We start from the raw sequence: 13,249 nt of genomic DNA, 5'->3' as shown, positions 1-13,249 counted from the left end.
AATTGGGAAATTGAGTAATTGAAAGAGGGCGAACCGCCAATTACCCGATTACCCAATTACAAATTACCCAATCCGAAAAAAGTTCGGAGCGAGAAAGAGTAAGGATTAAGTGCCAAGACAGGTCCCATTATCGCGTTGCCGGAACATCGGCATCATGGCTCACATCGACGCCGGCAAGACCACGACGACGGAGCGCATCCTCTATTACACGGGGATCACGCACCGCATCGGCGAGGTCCATGAAGGTACGGCCACGATGGACTGGATGGAGCAGGAGCAGGAGCGCGGCATCACCATTACCTCCGCCGCGACCACGACCTCCTGGCGCGACATCCGGATCAACATCATCGACACGCCGGGCCACGTGGATTTCACCGCCGAGGTGGAACGCTCGCTGCGCGTGCTGGATGGCGCCTGCGCCGTGTTCGACGCCGTGCATGGCGTCGAGCCGCAGTCGGAGACCGTTTGGCGCCAGGCCGACAAGTACGGCGTACCGCGCATTTGCTTCATCAATAAGATGGACAAGATGGGCGCCGACTTCGAGCACGCCGTCGACACCATCCGCAAGCGCCTCAACGCCCGCCCCGTTCCCATCCAGCTCCCCATCGGCCAGGAATCGAATTTCAAGGGCGTCATCGACCTTTTCGAGATGAAGGCCATCCTGTGGAAGGACGAGACCCTGGGCGCCGAATACGAGGTTGAGGACATCCCTGCCAAGCTGCTGAAGAAGGCACAGGCCTTCCACAACACCATGGTCGAGCAGATCGTCGAAAACGACGACGAGCTGATGCATAAGTACCTCGAAGGCGACACCATCGGCCCCGACGAGTTGAAGGCTTCGCTGCGCAAGTCCACCATCGCCCTAAAGCTGTTCCCGGTCATCTGCGGCAGCGCGTTCAAGAACAAGGGCGTGCAGCCGCTGCTGGACTGCGTGGTGGATTTCCTGCCCTCGCCGTTGGACATCCCGCCGGTCAAGGGCCTGGACCCGAATAAGACGGGCAAGGAGGTCACGCGCAAGGCCGACGATGACGAGCCGTTCTCCGCCCTGGCCTTCAAGATCATGACCGACCCGTTCGTCGGCCAACTCACGTTCATCCGCGTGTACTCCGGCCAGCTTCAGACCGGCGACAGTATCTGGATCCCGGGCCGGCAGAAGCGCGAGCGCATCGGCCGCCTGCTCCGGATGCACGCCAACAAGCGCGAGGAGATCAGCGAGATCTACGCCGGAGACATCTGCGCCTGCGTCGGCCTGCGCAACGTCACCACCGGCGACACGATCTGCAACGAGGAAGGACCGATCGTCCTCGAGTCCATCGAGTTCCCGGCGCCGGTCATCTCGGTCGCGGTCGAGCCCAAGACCAAGGGCGACCAGGAGAAGATGGGCCTGGCGCTGGGCAAGCTGGCCCAGGAGGATCCGACCTTCAAGGTCCACACCGACGTCGACAGCGGGCAGACCATCATCAGCGGCATGGGTGAACTCCACTTGGAGATTCTCGTGGACCGCATGATGCGCGAGTTCAGCGTGCAGGCGAACGTGGGCAAGCCGCAGGTCGCGTATCGCGAGACCATCCGCAAGGCCTCCGAGGCGGAAGGCAAGTTCATCCGCCAGACCGGTGGCCGCGGCCAGTACGGTCACGTCAAGATCCGCCTGGAGCCCAATCCGGGCAAGGGCTACGAGTTCGAGAACGACATCACCGGCGGCTCGGTGCCCAAGGAGTTCATCAAGCCGGTCGACCACGGCATCAAGGAAGCCCTCGAGGGTGGCGTGCTCGCCGGCTACGAGATGGTGGACGTCAAGGCCATCCTCTACGACGGCAGCTACCACGACGTCGATTCCAGCGAGATGGCGTTCAAGATCGCGGGCTCGATGGCGTTCAAAGAGGCGGCGCGCAAGGCCAGCCCGGTTCTGCTGGAGCCAGTCATGTCGGTCGAGGTGGTCGTCCCCGAAGAGTATATGGGCGACATCATCGGCGACCTGAACAGCCGCCGCGGACGCGTGGAAGGTATGGAACATCGCGCCGGATCGCAGGTGATCAAGGCGCACGTGCCGCTCTCGGAGATGTTCGGCTATGCCACCGAGATGCGCTCGCGCACCCAGGGCCGCGCAACGTATTCGATGCACTTCGCTCGCTACGAGGAAGCACCTCGTAGCGTGGCGGAGGAGATCATCGCCAAGGTGCAGGGCAAAACGGTTTCGAGGTAACGAGTTCAACCCGTCCCGCTGGGACGACTGACGGAGTCGAGAATGGCGAAAGAGAAATTTGACCGCAGCAAGCCGCACGTGAACGTAGGGACGATCGGGCACATCGATCACGGCAAGACGACGTTGACGGCGGCGATCACGAAGGTATTGGGGAAGGCGAACCCGAAGGTGAAGTTCCGCTCCTTCGATTCCATCGACAACGCGCCGGAAGAGAAGGCGCGGGGCATCACCATCGCCACGGCGCACGTGGAGTACGAGACGGCGAACCGGCACTACGCGCACGTGGACTGCCCGGGGCACGCCGACTACATCAAGAACATGATCACGGGGGCGGCGCAGATGGACGGAGCCATCCTGGTGGTGGCCGCGACCGACGGACCGATGCCGCAGACCCGGGAGCACGTGCTCTTGGCCCGCCAGGTGGGGGTGCCCTACGTGCTGGTGTTCCTGAACAAGTGCGACGCGGTGGACGATCCGGAGCTGCTGGACCTGGTGGAGCTGGAGGTGCGCGAGCTGCTGAAGGGCTACGGCTTCCCGGGCGACGACCTGCCGGTGATCCGGGGGTCGGCCTTGGGCGCGCTGAACGGGGAAGAGAAGTGGGAGAAGCAGATCGGCGCGCTGATGGAGGCGGTGGACAAGTACGTACCGCTGCCGCTGCGCGAGGTGGACAAGCCCTTCCTGATGCCCATCGAAGACATCTTCTCGATCTCCGGCCGGGGCACGGTGGTCACCGGGCGCATCGAGCGGGGCAAGGTGAAGGTGGGCGAAGAAGTGGAGATCGTGGGCTTCCGCGAGACGCGCAAGACGGTGGTGACGGGCGTGGAGATGTTCAAGAAGCAGCTGGACGAGGGCATGGCGGGAGACAACGCCGGCCTGCTGCTCAGGGGCATCGGCAAGGACGAAGTGGAGCGCGGCATGGTGATCGCCAAGCCGGGCTCGATCACGCCGCACACCAAGTTCAAGGCCGAGGTCTACGTCCTGAGCAAGGAAGAGGGCGGGCGGCACACGCCGTTCTTCAAGGGCTACCGGCCGCAGTTCTACTTCCGCACGACGGACGTGACGGGAGTGGCGGAGCTGCCGAGTGGGACGGAGATGGTGATGCCGGGAGACAACGTGGCGCTGGTGGTGGAGCTGATCACGCCGGTGGCCATGGAGAAGGGATTGCGGTTCGCGATCCGCGAGGGCGGACGCACGGTCGGCGCCGGCACCATCGCCGAGATCATCCAGTAGAGGTTTGTGTGAAGGCGGGTCTTCGACCCGCTTTCACGAAACAAAACATCATGCGCGGCATGCACCCAGCCGCTGGTTCTTTGAGGAACTACTAACGTGATCGGAAAAGAAAGAATTCGGATTCGGCTGAAGGCCTACGACTACCGCGTTCTCGACCAGTCAACCGGCGAGATCGTGGAGACCGCCAAGCGCACGGGCGCGCAGATCGCGGGCCCCATCCCGTTGCCCACGGTGAAGAACAAGTATTGCGTGCTGCGTTCGCCGCACGTGGACAAGAAATCGCGGGAGCAGTTCGAGATCCGCACGCACAAGCGCCTGCTCGACATCCTGGAACCGACGCAGCAGACGGTCGATGCCCTGATGAAGCTCGACCTGCCCGCCGGCGTGGACGTCGAGATCAAGGCGTTCGGGAAAGAGCACAAGAAATAGCCAGGAGCCAGTCGCTGGCAAAACCCTACAGTCCCCGATGGGGATGATGAGGAAGAGAACACAATGATTGCAGGAATCCTGGGTAAGAAAGTCGGCATGACGCAGCTCTTCGATTCGAAGGGCGACGTGCGGCCCATCACGGTGCTGCAGGCCGGCCCCTGCGTGGTGACGCAGAAGAAGACCGGCGTTAAGGAAGGCTACGACGCGGTCCAGATCGGCCTGGTGGAGTTCGTCAAGGGCACGCACGTGAACAAAGCTATGGCCGGGCACTTCGGCAAGCACAACGTCCCGCCGGTGAAGTTCATGCGCGAAGTCCCGGTGGTGATCCCGGCCGAAGGCGACGGCGACAAGCCGGTCAACGTCGGCGACAAGGTACTGGTGGAGATGTTCGACGGCGAGAAGTTCGTGGACGTCACCGGTACCAGCAAGGGGCGCGGGTTCGCGGGCGTGGTCAAGCGCCATCATTTCGCCGGGGGTCCCAAGTCGCATGGCTCGATGTTCACCATCAACGGTTCCATCGGCGCTTCGGCGTTCCCGTCGCGCGTGCTTCCGGGCATGCGGATGGCGGGACACCTGGGCACGGCGCGCATCACCGTGCGCAACCTCCGCGTGGTCGGTATCGATCTCGATGAGAACCTGCTGATGGTCGAGGGCGCGGTGCCCGGACCCAGGGGCGGCTACGTCGTGATCAGCAAGGCCAAGAAGCCGCCGAGAGAGCGCCGCGGGTTCGCCGGCGAGATCACGATCGATCCGCTGAAGGCCTCCAAGCGCAAGGCCGCTAAGAAATAAGGAATACAGTCATGGCAACCATCGACGTTTTGGATCTGACCGGCAAGAAGGTAGGCAAGTTCGATCTGGCCGAGGAAGTGTTCGGCGCGGTCAACGAAGACCTGCTCTGGGAAGCGGTCAAGCACTATCGCGCGGGACAGCGTGCCGGCACGCACGCCACCAAGAACCGCAAGCTGGTGTCGGGCGCGGGCAAGAAGTTGTGGCGGCAGAAGGGCACGGGACGCGCCCGCGTGGGCTCCATCCGTTCGCCCCTGTGGCGTCACGGCGGCACGGTGCACGGACCGCAGCCGCGCTCCTACGCCTACGACTTCCCGCGCAAGAAGCTGCTGGGCGCGCTGCGCTCGGCGCTGGCGGCGAAGTTCGCCGACGGCAAGCTCACGGTGGTCGAGAACTTCGACCTCTCCGAGGCCAAGAGCAAGAGCTTCCGCAAGGCCCTCGACGCACTGAGCGTCGAAAAAACGGCGCTGCTGGTCGAGGTCTCGAAGAAGGAGAACCGGAACCTGGAGCTGAGTTCGCGCAATCTCGAGGGCGTGGAGCTGGTGCGCGGCCACCAGGTACACCCCTACCACCTTCTGCGCTACGACCGCGCGGTGTTCGCGCGTCCGGCGCTGGAGAAGCTGCAGAGCGCGCTAAAGGCGACGGCTTCGAAGCGGAAAGCGGAGGTCGCGTAATGAAGAGCGCCTACCAGATCATTCGCAAGCCCTTGATCACGGAGAAGGGCCTGGGCGTCAAGGAGACCGAGCAGACGCTGGTCTTCGAAGTGGCCGCCAAGGCAACCAAGACCGAGGTCAAGGAAGCGGTGCAGCAGATCTTCAAGGTGAAGGTCGATTCCGTGCGCACCGCGAACTTCCAGGGCAAGGAGCGCCGCCGCGGCAAGTTCACCGGCTTCCGCCCCGACTGGAAGAAGGCGTACGTCAAGCTCAAGGCCGGCGAGAAGATGCCGGAGTACGCCCAGAACATGTAAGTGGCCAGTGGCCAGTGGTCAGTGGCCAGAGCTGAGAGTTAAAGATATGGCGATCAAGACATACAGACCGGTCACGCCGTCGCGGCGCTTCATCACCACGCTGGTGAACGAGGAGCTGACGACGGACCGTCCGTACAAGCCGCTGCTCGAGCCCAAGAAACGCACGGGCGGGCGGCGCAACGCGGGCGACATCACCTCCTGGCACCGCGGTGGCGGGCACAAGCGCCAGCTCCGCATCGTGGATTTCAAGCGCGACAAAGCCGGCATCCCGGCGACGGTCGCCTCTATCGAGTACGACCCCAACCGCTCGGCGCGCCTGGCGCTGCTGAATTACGCCGATGGCGAGAAGCGCTACATCCTGGCCGCGGTCGGGCTCCAGGTGGGGCAGAAGGTGGTCAGCGGGGCCGAGGCCGACATCCTGGTCGGGAACGCGCTGCCACTGCGCAATATTCCGCCCGGCACCACCATCCACAACATCGAGCTGCGTCCCGGCAAGGGCGCGCAGATGGTGCGCTCGGCAGGTGGCGCGGCACAGCTGGTCGCCAAGGAAGGCGACTACGCGCTCATCAAGCTGCCTTCGGGCGAGACCCGCAAGGTGCTGATCGATTGCATGGCCACCATCGGACAGGTCGGCAACCCCGACCACGAGAACGTCGCCATCGGCAAGGCGGGACGCAAACGCTGGATGGGACGGCGCTCGGTGAACCGCGGCGTCGCCATGAACCCGGTGGATCACCCGCACGGCGGCGGCGAGGGCAAGACCTCCGGCGGACGTCACCCGGTCACTCCGTGGGGACAGCCGACCCGCGGCTACAAGACACGCAACAACAAACGGACGGACGCGTTCATCGTGAGCCGTCGCCAGAAATGACGCCGCTTGGCGGGCGTTTGAGCCCGCCGACGTCATCCTGAGCGCGAAGCGCGAAGGATCTGAAGCTAGAAGGATTTGAAGGATAGGAACTGAGATATGCCACGTTCAACGAAAAAAGGGCCGTTCATCGATACGCACCTGATGGTGAAGATCGAGGGCATGAACCAGCGCAACGAGAAGAAGGTCGTGCGCACCTGGTCGCGCCGCTCCACCGTCCACCCGGATATGGTTGGGCACACCATCGCGGTGCACAACGGCAAGAAGTTCATCCCCGTGTACGTGACCGAGAACATGGTGGGACACAAGCTGGGAGAGTTCTCTCCCACCCGCATCTTCAAGGGTCACGGCATAAAGGGAGCAGCGGAAGCGGCGGCTGCCGCGGCAGCGGCGGCGGCGCGTCAGGGCGTTCCCGGCGGACCGGGCGCTGTGGTACCGGCGGCGGCCCCGGCGGCGGGTGCCGCAGCTCCGGCTGCACCGGCCCCGAAGGCGTAACTTGAGCCGTTTTGCCGGGGTCCGAGCCGGCAGGCGAAATCCCGAGCGAAGCGAGGGAGCTCAACGAGAGACAAATTATGGAATTCAGAGCTGAAGGTCGTTACATCCGAGTCTCACCGCAGAAGGCGCGCCTGGTGCTGGATCTGATCAAGGGCCGGCGCGTCGAAGAGGCGATGAACACGCTGGTCTTCACCAAGAAGGGGATTGCGCCCGACATCGCCAAGCTGCTGCGCTCGGCCATCGAGAACGCGAATTACCTGAGCACCGAGAAGGGGCTCGACGTCGACGTCGACAACCTGTTCGTGAAGCGCGCCATCGCCAATGAAGGCCCGCGCATGAAGCGTATCCGTCCGGCGCCGCAGGGCCGCGCGTACCGGTACCAGCGCCGCATGTCGCATATCGAGATCGCGCTCGCGGAGAAGGGCAAGGTCGAGGCTGCCGCCACCGTGGCCGGCGCAGAAGAGCCGCCCGCACCGCGCGCCAAGGGCAAAGGAAAGGGCAAGAGAGGTTAATTATGGGACAGAAAGTCCATCCTTACGGATTCCGCCTCGGCTACACCAAGCCGTGGAAGTCGCGCTGGTTCGTGGAGCGCGATTACGAGAAGCTGCTCCTGGAAGACGTGAAGCTCAAGGGTGAGCTGAAGGAGAAGCTGAAGTCGGCGGGTGTCAGCTCGATCGAGATCGAGCGTCCGGGCAACAAGCTGCGCATCATCATCCGCACCGCGCGCCCGGGGATCATCATCGGCCGCAAGGGCGCTGAGATCGACAAGCTCAAGCAGGAAGTGCAGAAGCGGACCTCGCGCGAGGTGTTCATCGACATCCAGGAGGTTCACAAGCCGGAACTCGATGCGCAACTGGTCTCCGAGTCGATCGCGCTCCAGTTGGAGAAGCGGGTCGGCTTCCGCCGTGCCATGCGCAAGGCCGTGGATTCCGCCCTGCGCTTCGGCTGCAAAGGGATCAAGGTGCGGGTCAGCGGGCGCTTGAACGGCAACGAGATCGCGCGCTCGGAGTGGTATCTCCAGGGACGCCTGCCGCTGCACACGCTGCGCGCCGACATCGACTACGGCTTCAGCGAGGCACGCACCACCTACGGCGTCATCGGCGTGAAGTGCTGGGTCTATCGCGGCGAGATCCTCCAGGAGAAGAAACGCCAGCCGCAGGCTGCACCCGCAGGCGGGTTTTAGGAGTTCGATCTAAAGGGCAACGATCATGTTGATGCCAAGAAAAGTTGAGCCGCGTTGCGGGCGTGAGCGAAGCGGGAGCCCGCAGGCGAAATCCTGAGCGGAGCGAAGGATCTCAACGGGCAGATGTTTGATAGGGAAAAGTCATGTTGATGCCAAAAAAGGTTAAGTACAGAAAGCAGCAGCGCGGACGGCGCGCCGGCAAGGCCTGGCGCGGATCCACGCTCGCCTTCGGCGATTACGGCCTGAAGGTGCTCGAGCCGGGCTACATCACCGACCGGCAGATCGAGGCCAGCCGCGTCGCCATGACGCGCTTCATCAAGCGCGGCGGCAAGATCTGGCTGCGCCTGTTCCCCGACAAGCCGGTGACCAAGAAGCCCGCCGAGACCCGTATGGGCAAGGGCAAAGGCGCTCCCGATCACTGGGTCGCCGTGGTCCGCCCGGGCAAGATCCTGTTCGAGATGGAAGGCGTGACCCTCGCCGAAGCGAACGAGGCGCTGCGCCTGGCCTCGCACAAGCTGCCGCTGCGGACCCGGGTCGTCGCCCGCGAGGGGGTGCGCTGATGCCTGCAACCAAGACCCGCAAGGCGCCGGCGAACGCGTTCACGCAGCGCCAGAACAAGAGCGCGGAGAAGCTGCGCAACCTTTCGGACGCCGAGATCACGGCCAAGCAGCGCGAACTCAGCGACCAGCTCTTCCGCCTGAAGTTCCAGATGAAGATGGGCCAGACGGAGAGCCTGAAGAAGATCCGCGACTTGCGCCGCGATCTGGCGCGGATGAAGACCATCGCGCACGGTCGCACGCTGGGCCTGGAACCCATCGGAACGGAGAAGAAGTAAATGGCTGAGACCAAGAACCAGGCGGCCGTGTCCCGCCGCAACACCAAGATCGGCTACGTCGTCTCCACCAAGATGGCCAAGACCATCGTGGTCGAGACCACGCGGCAGAAGGCGCACCCGCTCTATCGCCGGGTGGTGTCGCGCTCCAAGAAGTTCTACGCGCACGACGAGAACAACACGGCCCATGTGGGCGATGTGGTCCGCATCGAGGAGACCCGTCCGATGTCGCGGCTGAAGCGCTGGCGGCTCAAGGACATCATCCAGCGCGCCGCCCTCGTCCCCACGGTCGAGGAAGCCCAGGGCGAGAAACTGGCGTAGGGCCCGCGAGGAGATCAGGGAGAGACCCGTATGGCAGTCATGATGAGATCGATGCTCGAGGTCGCCGACAACAGCGGCGCGCGCAAGCTGCAGATGATCCTGCCGCTGGGCGGAGGCGCCGGCCTGGTCGCCCACCTCGGTGACGTGGTCACCGCCAGCGTCAAGGAGGCCTCGCCCGACGGCCAGGTGCAGAAAGGCAAGGTGGTCAAGGCGGTCATCGTGCGCACCCGCAAGGAGCACCGCCGCAAGGACGGTACCTATATCCGCTTCGACCAGAACGCCGCCGTGCTGATCAACGAGACCGGCGAGCCGGTCGGGACGCGCGTCTTCGGGCCCGTTGCCCGCGAGCTGCGCGAAAAGAAGTTTTTGAAGATCGTGTCGTTGGCTCCAGAGGTGCTGTAAGGCCCTGGCAACAGACAACTGGGAACTGATATGTCACATACGAACGTAGATATCCGGCGCAACGACACGGTGCGAGTCATCACCGGTCGAGACAAGGGCAAGGAAGGACGCGTCCTGCGCGTGTTTCCCGACGAGTGCAAGATCCTCGTCGAGCACGTCGCCATGGTGAAAAAGAACATTCGCCCCAACCCGCAGAAGAACATCAAGGGCGGCATCGCGGAGCAGGAGAGCCGCATCTCGCTCTCCAATGTGAAGCTGATCTGCGGCACCTGCGGCCCCGTGCGCGTGAAGCACGAGCTGCGCGGCGATCGCTACCAGCGGGTCTGTCACCGTTGCGGCGCGCCGCTGGAGAAGTGACGCCGCTTTGCGGGCGTCATCCGGAGCGAGCCGAAGGCGAGCGAAGGATTGGAACTGCAGATTGAGGACCTCACGAACCCGTCGAACCGGAAACCGTGAGAGAAGGTTGAAGCTGAGAAATGGCGGACAAGAAAGAAAAGAAAGGTAAAGGCGGCGAGGCGCCGAAGGAAGTCGCGGCGCCGGAAAAGCCACGCGCCAGCGCCAAGGAGCGCCCGCGGCTGCGTTCGCGCTTCGAGAAGGAAGTGGCGCCGGCGCTGATGAAGGAACTCGAGCTGAAGAACCCGATGGCGGTGCCGCGCCTGCACAAGATCGTGCTCAACATGGGCATCGGCGAGGCCACGCAGAACGCCAAGGTCATCGACCCAGCCGCCAACGAGCTGGGCCAGATCACGGGCCAGAGGCCTGTGATCACCCGGGCCAAGAAGTCGATCGCGGCCTTCAAGGTGCGCGAGGGCATGCCCATCGGCGCCATGGTCACGCTGCGGGGCGACCGCATGTACGAGTTCTTCGACCGCCTGGTGAATGTGGCCCTGCCGCGGGTACGCGACTTTCGCGGCGTTTCCACCAAATCGTTCGATGGGCGCGGCAATTACACGCTCGGCCTGCGCGACCAGCTGGTGTTTGCCGAGATCGACTACGCCAAGGTGGACAAGCTCAAGGGCATGAACGTGACCATCGTCACCACGGCCAAGGACGACAACCAGGCCCGCGCGCTGCTCAAGCAGATGGGCATGCCGTTCCGCCAATAAGGATTCGAAGGGACATACATGGCAACGACCGCAAAACGAGTGAAGGACGCAAGAAAACCGAAGTTTTCGTCCCGGCAGCACAACCGCTGCAAGATCTGCGGGCGCCCGCGCGGCTACCTGCGCAAGTTCGGCATCTGCCGCTTGTGCTTCCGCGGGCTGGCGCTCCAGGGCGAGATCCCCGGCGTCTGCAAGTCGTCCTGGTAAGTGCGTCCCTCGGCAACGAGGAACGTGAAACGAAGTCAACCGTCGCCGCTGGTTCTCCTGCAAGGGAGCGAACGGGCGATGCGAGGAGAAGCGATAGATGAGTTTGACCGATCCAGTGGCAGATTTCCTGGCTCGCATACGGAATGCGATCGGCGCCAGGCACCAGAAGCTCGATGTTCCCGCTTCCAAGCTGAAGCTGGAGCTCGCCCGCATCCTGAAGGAAGAGGGCTACGTCGCCAACTTCAAGCAGGTGGAGGAGGGCGGCTTTAAGGTCCTGCGGGTGTACCTGAAGTATGGCGCCAACAACGAAGCGGTGATCACGAACCTGGCGCGGGTGTCGCGTCCCGGCTGCCGCGTATACGTCGGCCGCAACGAGATCCCGCGCGTCCTCGGCGGGTTGGGTATCAACATCCTGACCACCCCCAAGGGCGTCATGACCGGCCGCCAGGCGCGCAAGCAGGGCGTCGGAGGCGAGGTCCTCTGCGAGATCTGGTGACGATTGTGCAGTCGCGGGTCTTTGACCCGCGCGCGAAGCGCACGGCGCCTCGCACTAACTGAGAAGAGAACTGACTTATGTCGAGAATTGGAAGAAAACCTATCCCGATCCCGCAAGGCGTCGAGTTCACGGTGCAGGGCAACGTGGTCGCGGTCAAGGGCCCCAAGGGCCGGGTCGAGACGCGCCTTCCCGAGGGCGTGACCATCGAGCGCAAGGACGGGAACATCCTCGCCTCGCGCAGCGGCGACGACAAGGCCGCTCTGCACGGGCTGGTGCGCGCGCTTGTCAACAACGCCGTCGAGGGCGTCACCAAGGGCTGGTCGAAAGAATTGGAGATCGTCGGCATCGGCTACCGCGCCGAGCTGAAGGGCAAGAACACCGTCGTGTTCTCGCTCGGCTACTCGCATCCCATCGAGCTGCCGGTCCCCGAAGGCATCACTATCGCCGTCGATCCCAAGCAGACGCGCCTGACCATCAGCGGCATCGACCGCCAGAAGGTCGGCCAGGTGGCCGCCGACATCCGCGGCCTGCGTCCGCCCGACCCGTACAAGAACAAGGGTGTGCGCTACGCCGGCGAGCGGCTGAAGAAGAAGGTCGGAAAGACCGGGGCCAAATAGTTGTCAGTTGCCAGTTCTCAGTTGCCAGTCGGCGCTGAGGATGGCAACCAGAAATGAATAGAAAATACGGTCACTTGTCGGTTGTCCCTGACAACTGACAACTGACAACTGGGAACTGAAGATGATTCCGCAGATCACGAAGAACGATGTCCGGCAGCGGGTGCACAAGCGCATCCGCGCGAAGCTGAGCGGCACCTCCGAGCGGCCGCGCTTGAATGTGTACCGCTCGCTGAACCACATTTACGCGCAGCTCATCGACGACATGGAGGGCAAGACCGTCGTGTCAGCGAGCACGCGCGAGGCCAAGATCAAGATCGGCGGCAACGTCGCCGCCGCCAAAGAGATCGGTAAGAAGCTGGCCGAGAAGGCCAAGGCCAAAGGCGTCACCAAGGTGGTCTTCGATCGCGGTGGCTACCTGTACCACGGCCGCATCAAGGCCCTGGCTGATGCCGCCCGCGAGGCGGGTTTGAAATTCTAGCCCCGAAGGGGCAGCAGACCTTAGCCCAGCGCGGAAGTGCTGGGGAGAAGCGGTTCAAGGAAGCGAGTCCCGTAGGGACGCTACAACAGCCCCAAGAAGGGCGACAGAACTCGAGAGCGAAGATGCCAACAGTAAAGAAAAGACTCGATCCCGGACAGTACCAGCTGAAGGACCAGGTGGTTTCCATCAACCGCGTCACCAAGGTGGTAAAGGGCGGCAAGAACCTGTCGTTTGCCGCGCTCGTGGTGGTGGGCGACCCCGGCTCTGCGGTGGTGGGCTACGGTTCCGGCAAGGCCAAGGAGGTGCCGCAAGCGATCCGCAAGGGCATCGAGGCGGCCAAGAAGAACCTGATGAAGGTTCACATCACCCAGACCAGCATCCCGCACAGCGTCCTGGGACGCTTCGGCTCGGGCATGGTGCTGCTGAAGCCGGCGCCGGAAGGCACCGGGGTCATCGCCGGCGGCGCGGTGCGCGCCGTGATCCAGTCGGCGGGCATCCAGAACGTGCTGACCAAGTCCATCGGTACCGCCAACCCGCACAACGTGGTGAAGGCCACCTTCGACGCTCTCAAGAAACTCCGCGATCGCCAGGAAGTGGCGGCGATGCGCGGCAAGGCCGTGGAGGAGCTCTAG

Annotated in this window: 21 protein-coding genes; all 21 read left to right on the top strand. The window is 63.6% G+C overall.

All coding sequences use genetic code 11. From position 1 onward, the window contains the following. Window positions 1–109 precede the first annotated feature (109 nt). The 21 genes from fusA (at window position 110) to rpsE (ending at window position 13,249) form a co-directional block, all read left to right on the top strand. The gene (gene fusA / locus LAN37_14890; GenBank protein ID MBZ5648499.1) at window positions 110–2,203 is read left to right on the top strand and encodes an elongation factor G; all 2,094 of its coding nucleotides are present in this window, start codon (window positions 110–112) and stop codon (window positions 2,201–2,203) included. Window positions 2,204–2,245: 42 nt separating this feature from the next. Beyond that, entirely contained in the window at window positions 2,246–3,433 is a 1,188-nt protein-coding gene (gene tuf, locus LAN37_14885; protein ID MBZ5648498.1) for an elongation factor Tu, read from the top strand. Between the two features lie 99 nt (window positions 3,434–3,532). Then, window positions 3,533–3,862 (top strand): 30S ribosomal protein S10, encoded by a 330-nt coding sequence (gene rpsJ / locus LAN37_14880; protein ID MBZ5648497.1) that lies wholly within the window; start codon window positions 3,533–3,535, stop codon window positions 3,860–3,862. A 63-nt stretch (window positions 3,863–3,925) separates the two neighbouring features. Further along, window positions 3,926–4,651 carry a 50S ribosomal protein L3 gene (rplC, locus tag LAN37_14875; GenBank protein ID MBZ5648496.1) on the top strand — a complete coding sequence of 242 codons (726 nt, stop codon included), beginning with the start codon at window positions 3,926–3,928 and terminating at the stop codon, window positions 4,649–4,651. Between the two features lie 11 nt (window positions 4,652–4,662). After that, window positions 4,663–5,322 (top strand): 50S ribosomal protein L4, encoded by a 660-nt coding sequence (rplD, locus tag LAN37_14870; protein MBZ5648495.1) that lies wholly within the window; start codon window positions 4,663–4,665, stop codon window positions 5,320–5,322. Continuing rightward, on the top strand, window positions 5,322–5,615 hold the full coding sequence (locus LAN37_14865) for a 50S ribosomal protein L23 (GenBank protein MBZ5648494.1): 294 nt from the start codon (window positions 5,322–5,324) through the stop codon (window positions 5,613–5,615). The genes rplD and LAN37_14865 overlap by 1 nt, the downstream gene beginning before the upstream one ends. Before the next feature lie 46 nt (window positions 5,616–5,661). After that, window positions 5,662–6,486 (top strand): 50S ribosomal protein L2, encoded by an 825-nt coding sequence (rplB, locus tag LAN37_14860; protein MBZ5648493.1) that lies wholly within the window; start codon window positions 5,662–5,664, stop codon window positions 6,484–6,486. 96 nt (window positions 6,487–6,582) lie between these two features. Continuing rightward, on the top strand, window positions 6,583–6,978 hold the full coding sequence (gene rpsS, locus LAN37_14855) for a 30S ribosomal protein S19 (protein ID MBZ5648492.1): 396 nt from the start codon (window positions 6,583–6,585) through the stop codon (window positions 6,976–6,978). A gap of 77 nt (window positions 6,979–7,055) precedes the next feature. Continuing rightward, complete coding sequence (gene rplV, locus LAN37_14850; protein ID MBZ5648491.1) at window positions 7,056–7,490, top strand: 50S ribosomal protein L22; 435 nt, start codon at window positions 7,056–7,058, stop codon at window positions 7,488–7,490. Between the two features lie 2 nt (window positions 7,491–7,492). Further along, window positions 7,493–8,161 carry a 30S ribosomal protein S3 gene (gene rpsC, locus LAN37_14845; GenBank protein MBZ5648490.1) on the top strand — a complete coding sequence of 223 codons (669 nt, stop codon included), beginning with the start codon at window positions 7,493–7,495 and terminating at the stop codon, window positions 8,159–8,161. A 143-nt stretch (window positions 8,162–8,304) separates the two neighbouring features. Then, window positions 8,305–8,721, top strand: a complete 417-nt coding sequence (gene rplP, locus LAN37_14840; protein ID MBZ5648489.1) for a 50S ribosomal protein L16 — start codon at window positions 8,305–8,307, stop codon at window positions 8,719–8,721. Then, the gene (gene rpmC / locus LAN37_14835; GenBank protein ID MBZ5648488.1) at window positions 8,721–8,996 is read left to right on the top strand and encodes a 50S ribosomal protein L29; all 276 of its coding nucleotides are present in this window, start codon (window positions 8,721–8,723) and stop codon (window positions 8,994–8,996) included. Before rplP ends, rpmC begins: the two co-directional genes overlap by 1 nt. Beyond that, the gene (gene rpsQ / locus LAN37_14830; GenBank protein MBZ5648487.1) at window positions 8,997–9,314 is read left to right on the top strand and encodes a 30S ribosomal protein S17; all 318 of its coding nucleotides are present in this window, start codon (window positions 8,997–8,999) and stop codon (window positions 9,312–9,314) included. A 30-nt stretch (window positions 9,315–9,344) separates the two neighbouring features. Further along, window positions 9,345–9,716 carry a 50S ribosomal protein L14 gene (gene rplN, locus LAN37_14825; protein MBZ5648486.1) on the top strand — a complete coding sequence of 124 codons (372 nt, stop codon included), beginning with the start codon at window positions 9,345–9,347 and terminating at the stop codon, window positions 9,714–9,716. Between the two features lie 30 nt (window positions 9,717–9,746). Beyond that, window positions 9,747–10,073, top strand: coding sequence for a 50S ribosomal protein L24 (gene rplX / locus LAN37_14820; protein MBZ5648485.1), 327 nt, complete (start codon window positions 9,747–9,749; stop codon window positions 10,071–10,073). Window positions 10,074–10,192: 119 nt separating this feature from the next. Continuing rightward, entirely contained in the window at window positions 10,193–10,822 is a 630-nt protein-coding gene (gene rplE, locus LAN37_14815) for a 50S ribosomal protein L5 (protein MBZ5648484.1), read from the top strand. An 18-nt stretch (window positions 10,823–10,840) separates the two neighbouring features. Further along, complete coding sequence (locus LAN37_14810) at window positions 10,841–11,026, top strand: type Z 30S ribosomal protein S14 (protein MBZ5648483.1); 186 nt, start codon at window positions 10,841–10,843, stop codon at window positions 11,024–11,026. Between the two features lie 97 nt (window positions 11,027–11,123). After that, window positions 11,124–11,522 carry a 30S ribosomal protein S8 gene (rpsH, locus tag LAN37_14805; GenBank protein ID MBZ5648482.1) on the top strand — a complete coding sequence of 133 codons (399 nt, stop codon included), beginning with the start codon at window positions 11,124–11,126 and terminating at the stop codon, window positions 11,520–11,522. Window positions 11,523–11,599: 77 nt separating this feature from the next. Then, complete coding sequence (rplF, locus tag LAN37_14800) at window positions 11,600–12,139, top strand: 50S ribosomal protein L6 (protein ID MBZ5648481.1); 540 nt, start codon at window positions 11,600–11,602, stop codon at window positions 12,137–12,139. A gap of 121 nt (window positions 12,140–12,260) precedes the next feature. Continuing rightward, complete coding sequence (gene rplR / locus LAN37_14795) at window positions 12,261–12,617, top strand: 50S ribosomal protein L18 (GenBank protein ID MBZ5648480.1); 357 nt, start codon at window positions 12,261–12,263, stop codon at window positions 12,615–12,617. Window positions 12,618–12,739: 122 nt separating this feature from the next. Further along, the gene (gene rpsE, locus LAN37_14790; protein MBZ5648479.1) at window positions 12,740–13,249 is read left to right on the top strand and encodes a 30S ribosomal protein S5; all 510 of its coding nucleotides are present in this window, start codon (window positions 12,740–12,742) and stop codon (window positions 13,247–13,249) included.

This window comes from Terriglobia bacterium, assembly GCA_020073495.1.
In the GTDB taxonomy this organism is placed as follows: Bacteria; Acidobacteriota; Terriglobia; order Terriglobales; family Acidobacteriaceae; genus JAIQFD01.
This window is presented reverse-complemented; position numbering and strand designations above follow the sequence as displayed.

What these genes read in the sequence shown, in the direction of transcription:
- rplN (MBZ5648486.1), top strand. Translation starts at nt 9,345, where the DNA reads ATGGCAGTCATGATGAGATCGATGCTCGAGGTCGCCGACAACAGCGGC.
- rpsS (MBZ5648492.1), top strand. Translation starts at nt 6,583, where the DNA reads ATGCCACGTTCAACGAAAAAAGGGCCGTTCATCGATACGCACCTGATG.
- rplE (MBZ5648484.1), top strand. Translation starts at nt 10,193, where the DNA reads ATGGCGGACAAGAAAGAAAAGAAAGGTAAAGGCGGCGAGGCGCCGAAG.
- rplD (MBZ5648495.1), top strand. Translation starts at nt 4,663, where the DNA reads ATGGCAACCATCGACGTTTTGGATCTGACCGGCAAGAAGGTAGGCAAG.
- LAN37_14810 (MBZ5648483.1), top strand. Translation starts at nt 10,841, where the DNA reads ATGGCAACGACCGCAAAACGAGTGAAGGACGCAAGAAAACCGAAGTTT.
- rpmC (MBZ5648488.1), top strand. Translation starts at nt 8,721, where the DNA reads ATGCCTGCAACCAAGACCCGCAAGGCGCCGGCGAACGCGTTCACGCAG.
- tuf (MBZ5648498.1), top strand. Translation starts at nt 2,246, where the DNA reads ATGGCGAAAGAGAAATTTGACCGCAGCAAGCCGCACGTGAACGTAGGG.
- rplC (MBZ5648496.1), top strand. Translation starts at nt 3,926, where the DNA reads ATGATTGCAGGAATCCTGGGTAAGAAAGTCGGCATGACGCAGCTCTTC.
- rplX (MBZ5648485.1), top strand. Translation starts at nt 9,747, where the DNA reads ATGTCACATACGAACGTAGATATCCGGCGCAACGACACGGTGCGAGTC.
- rpsQ (MBZ5648487.1), top strand. Translation starts at nt 8,997, where the DNA reads ATGGCTGAGACCAAGAACCAGGCGGCCGTGTCCCGCCGCAACACCAAG.
- rplR (MBZ5648480.1), top strand. Translation starts at nt 12,261, where the DNA reads ATGATTCCGCAGATCACGAAGAACGATGTCCGGCAGCGGGTGCACAAG.
- rpsC (MBZ5648490.1), top strand. Translation starts at nt 7,493, where the DNA reads ATGGGACAGAAAGTCCATCCTTACGGATTCCGCCTCGGCTACACCAAG.
- rplV (MBZ5648491.1), top strand. Translation starts at nt 7,056, where the DNA reads ATGGAATTCAGAGCTGAAGGTCGTTACATCCGAGTCTCACCGCAGAAG.
- rplF (MBZ5648481.1), top strand. Translation starts at nt 11,600, where the DNA reads ATGTCGAGAATTGGAAGAAAACCTATCCCGATCCCGCAAGGCGTCGAG.
- rplP (MBZ5648489.1), top strand. Translation starts at nt 8,305, where the DNA reads ATGTTGATGCCAAAAAAGGTTAAGTACAGAAAGCAGCAGCGCGGACGG.
- LAN37_14865 (MBZ5648494.1), top strand. Translation starts at nt 5,322, where the DNA reads ATGAAGAGCGCCTACCAGATCATTCGCAAGCCCTTGATCACGGAGAAG.
- rpsH (MBZ5648482.1), top strand. Translation starts at nt 11,124, where the DNA reads ATGAGTTTGACCGATCCAGTGGCAGATTTCCTGGCTCGCATACGGAAT.
- rplB (MBZ5648493.1), top strand. Translation starts at nt 5,662, where the DNA reads ATGGCGATCAAGACATACAGACCGGTCACGCCGTCGCGGCGCTTCATC.
- rpsE (MBZ5648479.1), top strand. Translation starts at nt 12,740, where the DNA reads ATGCCAACAGTAAAGAAAAGACTCGATCCCGGACAGTACCAGCTGAAG.